The organism is Chryseobacterium gregarium DSM 19109 (genome assembly GCF_000430845.1).
Lineage (GTDB): Bacteria > Bacteroidota > Bacteroidia > Flavobacteriales > Weeksellaceae > Chryseobacterium > Chryseobacterium gregarium.
On the sequence record NZ_AUMU01000018.1, the window covers coordinates 1 to 13,939 of the forward strand.

Annotated in this window: 4 protein-coding genes; all 4 read left to right on the forward strand. The window is 36.2% G+C overall.

Going from position 1 to position 13,939, the window contains the following annotated elements; genetic code table 11:
- A partial coding sequence (locus H561_RS22755; protein WP_155845840.1) for a non-ribosomal peptide synthetase occupies positions 1–2,433 on the forward strand: 2,433 nt, incomplete at its 5' end.
- Positions 2,434–2,441: 8 nt separating this feature from the next.
- The gene (locus tag H561_RS0117720) at positions 2,442–6,764 is read left to right on the forward strand and encodes a type I polyketide synthase (RefSeq protein WP_027388225.1); all 4,323 of its coding nucleotides are present in this window, start codon (positions 2,442–2,444) and stop codon (positions 6,762–6,764) included.
- 14 nt (positions 6,765–6,778) lie between these two features.
- Positions 6,779–12,934 (forward strand): non-ribosomal peptide synthetase, encoded by a 6,156-nt coding sequence (locus H561_RS0117725; RefSeq protein WP_027388226.1) that lies wholly within the window; start codon positions 6,779–6,781, stop codon positions 12,932–12,934.
- Positions 12,935–12,941: 7 nt separating this feature from the next.
- Entirely contained in the window at positions 12,942–13,928 is a 987-nt protein-coding gene (locus H561_RS0117730) for a TauD/TfdA family dioxygenase (protein WP_034762689.1), read from the forward strand.
- Positions 13,929–13,939 lie beyond the last annotated feature (11 nt).

The following is a 13,939-nucleotide window of genomic DNA, read 5'->3' on the forward strand; positions in this document are numbered from 1 at the left end:
TATGTCCAGGGAGTCTGGTCTTACCTTTTAAGTTCTTATAATGCCTCCGAAGAAGTTGTATTTGGTAGCGTGGTTTCAGGTCGACCTGCTGAAGTCCACGGTATAGAGAATATGGTAGGATTATTTATCAATACGATACCAGTATGTGCCCGAATCCGTGAAGAGGATACTCCACGAAGTTTATTAGATCAGATTCATCAGGACTCTATTCAGAATAGCCGTTATCATTTTAATAGTTTAGCAGAGATCCAGTCTTTATCCTCTTTAGGTAAAGAACTGATCAATCATATTATTGTTTTTGAGAATTATGTGAAGAATGAACAAGGGAATGCAGAAGCAAGTTCAAATGCAGGCCTATCGTCTGAGTCAGCAGGTTCTTTTGAACAGACCAACTATCCGTTTACCATTGTTGTGGTTCCTGATAACGGAAGTCTGGATATTGAGTTCCGCTATGATTCTTCCATATTTGCTCCATCTTCAATGACATCTTTATTATCTCATTTTAAAGAAGTTTTTCATCAGTTTGTAAGTGCAGCGGATACTCCTTTAAGAACACTGGATTATGTAAGTGCTGAAGAAAAGGCAGTTTTAGAATCATTCAATAATACGGAAGTTAATTATCCTGTTGATGAAACCATTGTAAGTTTATTTGAAAAACAGGTATTAAGTACTCCGGACCATACAGCGGTTGTTTACGAAGATATTTCGCTGACGTATGCTGAGCTCAATGCAAGATCAAATCAGTTGGCTCATTATTTAGGTGAAAAATATTCTATAGAGGGAGATGACCTGATTTGTATTCAATTGCCTCGTAATGAGAATATGCTGATTTCAATATTAGGGATATTAAAATCTGGAGGAGCTTACGTACCTATAGATGTTGATTATCCACAAGAAAGGATAGATTACATTTTAAGTGATACCCAGGCCAAAGCCAATATTGATGAATCTTTCCTTTTAGAGTTTGATTCTTTAAAAGAAAGATATTCCACAGAGAATCCTGAGACAGTAATCAGACCAGATCATTTAGCTTATATTATCTATACTTCAGGGACCACAGGAAATCCTAAGGGTGTAATGATTGAACATAAAAATGTAGTTCGTTTATTGTTCAATGACAAAGCATTGTATGATTTTAACAGTAATGACTCGTGGACTCTATTCCATTCCTATAATTTTGACTTTTCGGTATGGGAATGTTATGGTGCTTTACTTTACGGAGGCAGTCTTCACGTAATCTCTAAACAAACATCCCAGGATCCCGGAGCCTTCTTAAACTATCTGATCAGGAACAAGATCACCGTTTTAAATCAAACTCCTGCTGCTTTTTATAACCTGTTGGAATATGACAGTGAATTTAATAACGAGAATCTGTCATTACGCTATGTAATTTTTGGAGGAGAAGCCCTTAATCCTGTTCTGTTGCAGGATTGGCATTGTAAATATCCGGAAATCCGAATGATTAATATGTACGGGATCACGGAAACTACGGTCCATGTTACCTATAAAGAGCTTAATGCTGCGGATATGACCCGTTCTTTATCCAATATAGGAAAACCTATCCCAACGTTAGGCTGCTATATTCTGGATCCACAGGGTCGTTTGCTTCCTGTAGGAGTGAGTGGTGAGATGTATGTTTCCGGTGATGGTTTGGCCAGAGGCTACCTTAACCTAGAAGATTTAACCAAAGAAAAATTTATCGATAATCCGTTTGTGAAAGGCACTAAAATGTACCGTTCCGGTGATCTTGGAAGATGGCTGCCGGACGGTAATATTGAGTACTTAGGAAGAATTGATCATCAGGTTAAAATTCGTGGGCACAGGATAGAGCTCGGAGAGATCGACACACAGGTACTTTCTTATAGAGATTCGATCAAAAATGTCGTTACTGCTGTTAAAGAACATCAAGGCAGTAAGAACTTGGTGGTGTATTATGTATCAGACATATCGATTGATAAGCAAGAACTGTCTCAATATCTGGAAACAAAACTTCCACAGTATATGCTTCCTGGTTTTTATGTGGAACTGGATTTTATTCCTTTAACCAGCAATGGTAAGATTGACCGAAAAAGCTTACCTGAAGTGGAAAGTTCGGATCTGATAAAGAACGAATATGTGGCACCTCAGACAGAAACCGAGCAACTACTGGTTGAACTAGTAGCAAAAATTTTGAATTATCAGAAAGAAGAGATCAGTATTCAGGATAACTTCTTTGATATGGGATTAAATTCATTGTCTATTGTAAAGCTCTCCCAGCTATTACGTAAAGATTTTGGTTTAGAAATAGAAATTGCCAAATTCTTTTCTTACCCAAGTGTATCAGGGTTAGCCCACTTCATACAAAGCATGAACTCATATACTGAAGAAACGACAGCGGAAGATCAAAATCTGTCGGATCACGTAGATAACCTTATTGATAACCTATTCGATTAAATTGTACTATGCAAAGAGAATCCTTAAAAAGAGATATAGCCATAATAGGTGTTTCCTGTATGTTTTCAGGTTGCGATAATCCCCATACATTCTGGGAAAAGCTCGCCAATGGAAATGAGCTGATTGAGTTTTATACAGATCAGGAATTAGTAGAAAGCGGAATAGAACCCAAGCTTATTCAGGATCCTAATTATGTGAAAGTAAAGACATTTATTGACCATTCCGATGCTTTCGATTATACATTTTTTGGCTACACAAAAGATGAGGCCAATAGTATGGATCCACAAATCAGAATTTTACATCAGTTGGTTTGGGAAGCATTTGAAGATTCATGTTATGATCCATCAAAAATTCAGGATAAAGTAGGTGTATATCTTACTGCACCGGACAATTTCAACTGGATTGCCCATACCACCATTAATAAAAAAGATACGGTTGATCCTTTTTATTTATCACAAATCAACAATAAAAATTTCTGCAGTTCTTTAATTTCTTATAACCTGAATCTAAAGGGACCGAGTATTTTCATGGATACGGCATGTTCAAGCTCTTTGGTTGCGATGCATACAGCATGCAGGGCATTGTTATTAAGAGAGTGTTCGATGGCGGTAGCAGGAGGGATTGCCTTAAACACTAAAGATGAAAAAGGGTATATATATGAAGAGGGAATGATCTCTTCTAAAGATGGACATTGCAGGGCGTTTGATGAAGATTCAAGTGGAACAGTAACTACAGAAGGTGGTGGTGTAGTGGTCTTGAAGAGGCTGGAAGATGCTCTTAATGATAATGATCATATCTACGCTATTGTAAGAGCAACTGCTGTTAATAATGATGGGAAAAGAAAAGTAGGGTATACGGCGCCCAGCATATCAGGACAATCTGATTGTATAAAGCAGGCTCATAATTTTGCCAAGGTTTCCCTCGACGAGATTTCTTATATCGAAACCCATGGTACCGGAACAAAACTGGGAGATCCTATTGAAATAGAAGCACTTAATAAGTCTTTTAACTATGATCAATCTTTGAAATGTGCCATAGGAGCCGTGAAGTCAAACTTAGGGCATACAGGTAATGCAGCAGGAATTGCAGGAATTATTAAAACAGCCTTATCTTTAGAGAACAAGGTTATACCACCATCTTTGCATTATGTAAAACCTAACTCAGAAATAAGTTTTAGCAAAGGTCCATTTTATGTTAATACTCAGGCAAAACAATGGGAGACAAAAGACAACCGTCCATTGATTGCGGGAGTAAGCAGTTTTGGAATTGGGGGAACCAATGCTCACGCAATTTTAGAAAATTTTGTAGCTGATCATTCAAGTGATTATAGAGACAAACAGGTAAATAATGTGATAACCTATTCTGCTAAAAGACCGGAAGCTGTAAGGCAATATTTTACAAAATTAAAAAAGTTTATCACTGAAAATAAGAGAATTAACCTGTCGGATCTTTCCTATTCTTTAAACACAGGAAGAGCTCAGTTTGATTATAGAAATACAATCGTTTTCAAAGACAGAGAAGATTTATTAAATGAGTTAGAAACTAAAAAGGATTTTTACCAAAAAGCAAAATCTTCACAACAAATTGTTTTTGTTTTTCCAGGTCAGGGAGCTCAGTACTTTAAAATGGGGGAACAGCTTTATCATCAGGAAGAAGGCTTTAAACAGTATATAGATGAAGGGCTTTTAATCCTGAAGAATAAATTCAATGCAGACTATTCTCAGGTTCTGGGATATGGTAGTACTCAAACTTCTGATCCGTTAAAAATTAATGAAACTCAATATACGCAACCGTTGTTATTCCTTATTGAATATGCATTGGCAAAATTTCTTATTGAACTTGGAATAAAACCTTCATTAATGATAGGCCATAGTTTGGGAGAATATGTTGCAGCATGTATTTCCGGAGTACTTTCTTTTGAAGATGGATTATTGCTGGTTGCAGAAAGAGCTTTATTAATGAGTAAAATACCAACCGGGAAAATGGCTGCCATAAATGCTTCTTTTGAGCAGATAAAAAATGAAATCACAGATAAAGTCTCAGTAGCAGCGGTCAATTCAGATCATACAACAGTTTTGTCTGGAACAGAAGAAGATATTCAGGAGTGTATCAATATATTTAATGAAAAGAATATTACAACCACTCTTTTAAAAACTTCACATGCATTTCATTCCCGAATGATGAATGATATTGCTGCAGATTTTGAAAATTTATTTTCTGATATTCAATTGTCAGCACCTGAGATTCCGTATATATCGAATCTTACGGCCAACTTTATTTCAGGAGACGAAGCAAAATCACCTCAATATTGGAGAGAACAAATGTTGAATACGGTTCTTTTTGAAAAAGGAATTAAAAATATTCTGAAGGATCCAAAAGACTATATATTCATAGAATTAGGACCTTCTACACTAACTAATGCAATTAAACAAAACGAGTTCTATAATGATAATACGATTATCCGGTTATTGCAAAGGTCCGGGCAAAATGAAGAATTGCAATTTTTAAACAAAGCTTTGGGTGAATTATGGCAATCGGGTATTGAGATAGATTGGAGAACATATTATCAAAATCAGAAAAGAAAGAAAATTTCATTGCCCACCTATGCATTTGAAAAAAATAAACTGGATTTTCATGTCAATCCTTTTAAAAGGTTTACGGTGGACAACAATCCTTCGTCTTTAGACCTTTTTTATCAAAAAAGATGGAAGAACAGTCAGTTGTCTAAAGGCGCAAAGGAGGAAAAGGCAACATTTATTATTTTTTCTGAAAATAGTTTTGTATCACAAAGTATCCTTCACGAACTGGAAAACAGGGACATTAGCTTTATCGAATTAGAAAAAAATGAATTTTTTAAAGCAAATGGGGAGATAGATCTTGGAAGTATTACGGATTATCTGGATAAAATCAATACTACAGACCGTACTAATTATCAGATTATTTTCACCTGGAATATACAGGATGATCAATTAAGTTCCATGGTCTCTGTTTTCAGGTTGTTTAATATCATCGGAAAATTCCTCATCTCTAGTGATCTGACATTAAATTCGAAGATTACTTTAATAGGGGATTTCAGTAATATGGAGGTTAATGCAAACAGCAATACTACATTACTATCTTCATTTGGCCAGCTGTATGTCTGTGCGCAGGAAAATAAAAATATCTTCAGTTTTCTTTTAGATATTCCATCAGGGAATGATCTTCCTTATGGAAAGATCATTGATGAAATAGAATACAACTTTTCTGATCCTTTTGTAACTTATAAAGGAGACCAAAGATATGTTCCGTTTTATGAAAGATGGAGTGAGGAGAAAGGTGATGTTCAGCTGGATTCCAAAGTTATCGTTGTCATTGGAGGTTCAGGTAAGATCGGAAAAATTCTTACCGGTTACCTGTTAGAAAATAAAGCTAAAGTTGTTGTTGTAGGCAGAAAATCAATTGATCAACTGGACGAAGGATTCAGAAACAGAATAGGAAATGAAGTGTCTTACTTTACTTCAGATATTTCAGATCTGGCATCTTTAGAATCAACGATTACCCGTATAGAGCAGGAATATGGAAAAATTCATGGCGTGCTGAATTTAGCCGGGAACCCTTCAAATGATTCTTTAAAATTAGTAGAGCATCTGGATATGGAAGCAATCCAGGATCAGCTGTCTCCGAAGGTACAGGGAATCATTAATTTGTATGAAGTATTCTCCGTCAAAAAACTTGATTTTGTATGGATCACTTCCAGTTTGTCAGCAATCCTTGGCGGTCAGACTTTTGGAGCGTATTCGGTAGCTAATTCTTATATGGATTATTATATCGGAAAATCCAAACCTCAGAATTGGGTCAGCGTAAATCTGGACGGAATCAGTGATCGTGCGATAAATGAAGCTAAGCTCATTGAAATTTTTAAGACAACACTGTCTTCCAATGGACAAAATCATCAGATCATTGCATCGGCAAAAAATCCCAATCAACACCTGACCTATGCTTATAAAACGAATAACAATCCGGTAGATCCTATTTCTACCAACAACCTATACAGCACCGGGTATGTAGGACCTGTCTCTGCTATGGAAATTAAGCTTTGTGATGTATTTAATAGTTTTTTTGAACCTAAAAAAGTGGGAACTACCGATAATTTCTTCGAATTAGGCGGGGATTCATTAAAAGCAATGACCATTTTAAAGAATATCAATAAAGAATTCGATCTGGAACTAACACCGCAGGATCTTTATACTTCACCTACGATAAAAGGCCTTGCGCTTCATATTGAGATGATATCATATGTTTCAAAAACAGAAGTAAGCAATGAGCCCAACCGAAAGATAATCATTATATAAATCCTATTCTTTATATGTTAAATTTATTAGAAGAATTAAAAGGTAAAAATATTCACATCTCTGTAAAAGATAATAACCTTGTTATTGATACGACAGAAGATATTGAAGAAAGTCTTATTAAAAGAATCAGAGTTTATAAAGAGGAGATCATATCCTATATTTTAAAACATAATTCTAATAGTATAACCAAACATACCTCTACCGGAAAAGATCATCCTGTTTCAGATGCTCAGAAAAGGTTGTGGCTGCAAAGTCTTACTGAAGAGGGATCCAAATCCTATCATATCAATTTTCCTGTTGAATTTTCCTCCTCTTACGATCCGCAAGTGATGCGGCTTGCTGTTTTACAATTGATCAAAAATTTTGAGATCTTCAGAACGGTATTTCATCTCAATGACGAGGTGGAAGTAAGACAAATCGTTTTAGAAGAAAATAACATAGGATTCGATGTTGAGGTTATAGATCTTAAAGAAGAATTATCTGATATTAAGGTCATAGAAGAAGCAGTTAAAAACCTAAATTCACAGGCATTCGATCTGGGTAAAGGACCTTTGCTTAGATGTAAAATTTTTGAACTTAAAGACAAGATCGTCGCCTATTTTATCTTCCATCATATTATTATCGACGGAGTATCTCTGAATGTTGTGAAGCAAAACATTCTTACTTATTACCATGCAATAGTTCACTCAGAAGAAATAAGCGGTCCAAAGCTCCAGTATCTGGACTACACGTACTGGAAACTTGCGGGAATTAATAATGGAAATTACAATGCTGCGCAGCGGTATTGGACAGATCTTTTATCAAAGAAAATTCCAACGATCAATTTACCTTCTTATGCTAAGAGGCCTTCTGTTAAAACATTCAACAGCTACTCATTAAAAACAGTTATTTCATCAGAACTTACCCAAAAGCTGGACGCTTTTGCTAAACAGAACATGGGAACTTTAAATGTAAGTTTACTAAGCGCTGTTTATGTCTTATTAAATAAATATACTTCAGAAAATGACATTACGTTAGGAACTTTTACCTCCGGAAGAAATCATCCAAGCCTTAATGAAATACCCGGGCTTTTTGTCAATACCATCGTATTAAATAATATACTGGACCCTCAGAAAGACACTTTAACAGATACATTCAGAAAGGTAAAAGAATCTTTTACAAAAGCATTTACACATCAGGATTACCCTTTTGATCTTTTAATTGAAGATTTACACTTATCCCAGGATACTTCGAGAAATCCTTTATTTGATATCACGGTGGTTTTTCAGGATTATCTGGATAATGAATCAGCTGAAGTATACAGTGATGAAATAGAAGACATTGGATTTACAAAAAGGGCTTTTGATATCAATTTTGAGTTTATCAATAAAGGTTCATTTTTAGAAATGATTGTTGCATTTAATGCAGATGTTTATGATAAAAAGACCATTACTTCTTTTATAAATCATTTGAAACAAGTACTCCATCAGTTTGTAAGTGCTGCTGATATTCCTTTAAAATCCTTGGATTATATAAGTGCAGAGGAAAGGGCAGTTATGGATTCATTTAATCATACACAAGCAGATTATCCATCAGATGAGACAATTGTAAGTTTATTTGAGAAGCAGGTTTCAATAGCTCCAGATCATCCTGCAGTTATCTATGGAGGTATTTCTCTTAGCTATTCAGAATTAAATGCAAGATCAAACCAGTTGGCGTATTATTTACGTGAAAAGTATTCTATTGAAGGAGATGATCTGATCTGTATTCAATTACCGCGCAGTGAGAATATGCTGGTTGCAATTTTAGGAATTTTGAAATCAGGAGGGGCGTATGTACCCATATCTCCGGACTATCCACTAGACAGGACCAACTATATTTTATCTGATACCCAGGCTAAAATTAATATTGATGAATCTTTCCTTTTGGAGTTTGAATTTTCTAAAGACATATATTCGACAGAGAATCCAGAGTCTGTAATACGACAGGATCGCTTAGCTTATGTAATCTACACTTCAGGGACAACTGGAAATCCAAAAGGAGTGATGATTGAGCATGGTTCCCTGGTCAATCGACTGATGTGGATGCAATCGCGCTATCCTTTAGCTGATGGAGATGTACTTATTCAGAAAACGCCTTATACATTTGATGTTTCTGTCTGGGAACTTCTTTGGTGGTGTATTTATGGTGCAACGTTATCTGTTTCTGGACAGGGAACTGAAAAAGATCCGTCTCTTATCATAAAGACAGTAGAAAAGGATCATGTAAGTGTTATTCATTTTGTACCATCTATGTTTACGGCTTTCCTGAATCATATTGATACGTATCCTGAAGAAAAGCAAAAGCTGATAAGTCTGAAGACTGTTTTTACCAGTGGAGAGGCATTATCTGTTTATCAGAAAGAGTTGTTTTACAGACTGTTTCCTGAAAAGGTTTCATTGGTCAATTTATACGGACCTACGGAAGCATGTATAGATGTTACTTACTATGATTGTAAGAAAGACCTGGAAAACACAATAATACCGATCGGTCAGCCTATTGATAACACTCAGATGTATGTTTTAGATCATGCACATTGTATCGTACCAATAGGAGTGACCGGAGAATTGTATATTTCGGGTGATGGTTTGGCAAGAGGCTACCTGAACCGAGTAGAATTAACAGAAGAAAAATTTGTAGACAACCCTTTTACACCAGGTGCTAAAATGTACCGTACCGGAGATTTGGGAAGATGGTTGCCTGATGGTACAATAGAGTATCTGGGAAGAATTGACCATCAAGTCAAGATCCGTGGACATCGTATCGAGTTAGGCGAGATCGACAGCCAGGTGCTTTCCCTCAGTGAATCTATTAAATCTGTTGTTACAGAGGTAAAAGAACATGAAGGAGACAAGAGTTTGGTGGTGTATTATGTAAGTGATACTCCGATCGACAAGCAGGATCTGGCGAGACATCTTGAGAGCAAGCTTCCCAAATATATGCTTCCTGGTTTTTATGTAGAACTTGACCAGATTCCTTTAACAAGTAATGGTAAAATCGACAGAAAGAGTTTACGGGAAGTAAGCAGTTCAGATTTAATAAAGAATGAATATGTAGCTGCTACCAGCGAAGAAGAAAAAGTATTGGTTTCTGTCTGTGAGCAGATCTTGAAATACAGTCCGATCAGCATCCGTGATAACTATTATAATTTAGGAGGAGACTCTATAAAGTCTATTCAGATTGTCTCAAGGCTTCGTCAGCAGGGTTATAGTTTGAAGGTAGAGCATATCTTACAGTATCCGGTGCTAGAAGAGCTGGCTCGTTATATGACAACAGATGTTGCTAAAATTGATCAGTCTGTAGTTACTGGAGATAGTATTCTTACGCCTATTCAAAGGTATTTCTTTGAGAGTGAGTGTGTTACTAATAAAAATCATTACAACCAGTCTGTTATCTTAAAGAGTAGAGAAAGAATGTCAGCTTCTGTTTTAGAAACTTCTCTTAAACGTCTTGTTGAGCACCACGATGCTTTAAGAATGGTATACAGCCAGAAAGACAGGGAGTGGAACCAGCATAATGCGGGAATTGATGGGGCGCATTATCGTTTAGAGTCTTTTGATATCAAGAGTGGTAGTGAATCAGAAGAACTATCCCAATTGCAGCAAATAGGTGAGGACCTTCAGAGCAGTATAGATATTGAATCAGGCATTTTATTCCATGCAGGTCATGTCTCGATGAGTGATGGCGACCGTATCATTTTAGTGGTTCACCATTTGGTCATGGATGGAGTTTCATGGAGAATTTTGCTTGAAGATTTAGGGAAACTATATGAATCGGGAGGTCAGGGCTTATCTTTTGATCTTCCTTCCAAAACGGATTCCTTCCAGAGTTGGGGTAAAGCTTTGGATGAGTATAGCAGAAGCCTGGAATTATCCAAAGAACGTTTGTATTGGGAAGGGGTAGAATCTGAAAATTATATAGCTCTGGCTACAGATTATCCTTCAGAAGGCAAACAGATTTTAGATAAAAGCATAGGCTTTAGTTTGAGTTCAGATTCAACGAAATTATTACAGACGCGTGCCGGGAGGAAATACAGCGCAGAGATCAATGATGTTTTACTGACGGGTTTGGCATTAGCTTTACAGGATCAGTTTGGAATAACCAGGACTAAGGTGTTAATGGAAGGTCATGGTAGAGAAGTGATGAACACAGGCTTGGATATCAGTCGGACAATAGGCTGGTTTACCAGTGTATATCCTTTCAGTCTTGATATCAGCAATAACAACCAGCCTGCTTTAGTCAGTGTAAAAGAAGGTTTACGTAATATCCCTAACAAAGGAATAGGTTATGGTATTTTACATGATCTAAAAAAAGAGATCAGTTCACAGTCAAATCCTTCTGTTTTATTCAATTACCTTGGGGACTTCAATGAAGAAGGAGATAAAGCGATGAATGCGACAGGGAAATTTTCCTTCTTCCGTTATAGCTCCGAAAATATAGGTTCTTCCGTTGATCCTGTCAATTTATCAACAGATATTTTGTTCGATGTATCAGGAATGACAGTTAATGGAGAAATGAATATCAGTATCCGTTATTCAACTAAAGTATTTAAAGAAAGTACCATAGAAAATCTTTTATCTGCCTATCAGGCACACCTGGAAGCTGTAGTGAAAGAGAGTGAAGATTCATCTGTGATTCTAACCCCATCGGACCTTACTTACAAAGGATTATCCTTCAATACCATTGCAGAGATTAGTAATGGCCATGAAATAGAAGATATTTATGAGCTTTCCCCAATGCAGCAGGGATTATATTTTCATTGGTTGGTGAACGCTAAAGGCTCGGCATACTTTGTCCAGACCTCGTATAGGGTCAAGTCTACTAATCTTGATCTATCATTGGTAGAAAAGGCTTTTGGAATGTTATTAAACCGCTATACGATTCTTCGAACTTCTTTTGAAAACCGTTACGGTGAAGTACCGCTTCAGGTTGTTCATAAAAAAGCCCGTGTAGATTTCAGGCATTTGATCCTTGGATCAGAAACCGGATTGGATAACATCAAACAGGAAGATATCGATCAGGGTTTTGTCTTAAGTGAACCTACGCAGATGCGTTTGGTTGTGGTGGAATTACCAGATAATTATTACGAGTTTATATGGAGTCATCATCATATCGTTATGGATGGATGGTGTCTGAGTATTCTGATCAATGATTTTGCGACCATTTTACAGAGCCTTCAACAGCAAACTATTTTGTCGTTACCGGAAGCAGAGAAATATTCTTCGTACATCCAATGGTTAAAAAGTATTGATAAAGAAGAAGTCCTTACTTATTGGGAGGATTATCTTCAGGGAAAAGACTCTCCAACTCTGATTCCTTTTGCAAAAGAAATTCAGGAAGATACCACTCAATATGAGTTGTCGTCCCACATTTCATTTGTAGACCAGGATGTATATAAAGAGATTGTACAGTTTTGCAAAAACTCAGGAATAACATTAAATACGTATATCCAGGCAATATGGTCTTATCTTTTAAGTGCTTATAATGATTTTGATGAGGTAATTTTCGGAGCAGTAGTATCAGGAAGGCCGCCGGAAGTGCGGGGCATCGAAAGTATGGTAGGATTGTTTATTAATACAGTTCCTGTACGAGTAGCCATCAATAAAGATGAAACCCCACAAATCCTTTTGGATAGAATGCACCGTGAGTCTATCGGCAGTGCAAAATATCATTATCTAAGTTTGGCGGAAATACAGAACAAAAGTACTTTGAAGAGAAATCTCATCAATCATATTCTGATCTTTGAAAATTTCTTAATGGCTGAACGTTCAGTTGATCCTGAAAATGATAAAGATTCTGATTCCCTAAAAATTGAAAAATCTAAGTTTCAGTTGCAGACATCTTATCCTTTTAATTTTGAGGTTTTCCCTACAGATAAGGATTTAAGGATTCTGGTTGATTATAATAAAAATGTTTTTGATGACTATTCAGTGATCAATATTGTAAGGGTATTTAAGGAAATCCTTGCGTTTTTCAAAGAAAATATAAATGTCCCGTTTGCTGAAATTACTGATGAGCTGGAGAAACAGAGCATATATTTTAAAGCAATCAGACAAAAGGATATTAAAGAAATTGTGACCACTGCAGATTCCGATCTGATCAAGCAAAAGAACTCAAACAAGCTTAGTGCATTTATAAAAAATAAAAAATAATAATAATATGAACAGATTAAACAAATTAAAAAATCAAAACAGTGCTCCGGTATCTTCGGAGGAGCCTGCTTTGAAGGAATTTTTTGATGAGAATACATTTCCTTTGTTGGTTCAGCCTTCAAACCCAAATACCGGTTTAAAAAACTGGCTGATTGAGAATAACGAATATTTTAATACCTCTTTATCCGAGAATGGAGCCATCTTATGCAGAAATTTTGGAATTGATACTGTGGAAAAATTTCAGGATTTAGTTTCTGTTTTTGATCAGCCTCTTCTTGAATACAAATTTCGCTCTTCCCCAAGACATTCTCTTATGGAAAATGTGTATGTATCAACAACCTATCCTAATAGTTACAGCATCAATATGCACAGCGAAAATTCTTATGCTCCGACGCCACCCAATAGAATTATATTTTGCTGTATTATCCCTGCAACGCTGAAAGGAGAAACACCTATTGCAGATAATAGAAAAGTATTGGCATACATCAGTGATGATCTCAGGAATAAATTCCTTGAAAAAGGAATTCTGTACAGAAGAAGAATGAATGGGATGTTGGGATTATCCTGGAAAGAGGTTTTCCAGACTGAAAATAAAGATGAGGTGGAACAAGAGTGTGAAAAGAATGGAATTACCTATGAATGGCTGGATGATAATGATCTTGTGATCAACTGGAAGAAAAAGGCCATCATAGAGCATCCTGTTACCAAAGAATTAATATGGTTTAATCACGGAGTGTTTTTTAATAAATACAGTTATGATGAGGTCCTGCTTTCAGCCATAGAATCAGATGACGAGCTTCCTAATAATACCTACTTTGGTGACGGACAGGAAATCACTAAAGAAGAATATTCAGAGCTTTATGAAGCTTACCAAAAAGCAACGGTAGATTTTCCGTGGGAAAAAGGAGATGTCCTGTTCCTTGACAACTATTTGTCTTCTCATGGAAGAAATGCGTATGAAGGTGAACGTAAAATAATTGTTTCTATCTGCTAATTCCCAAAAAA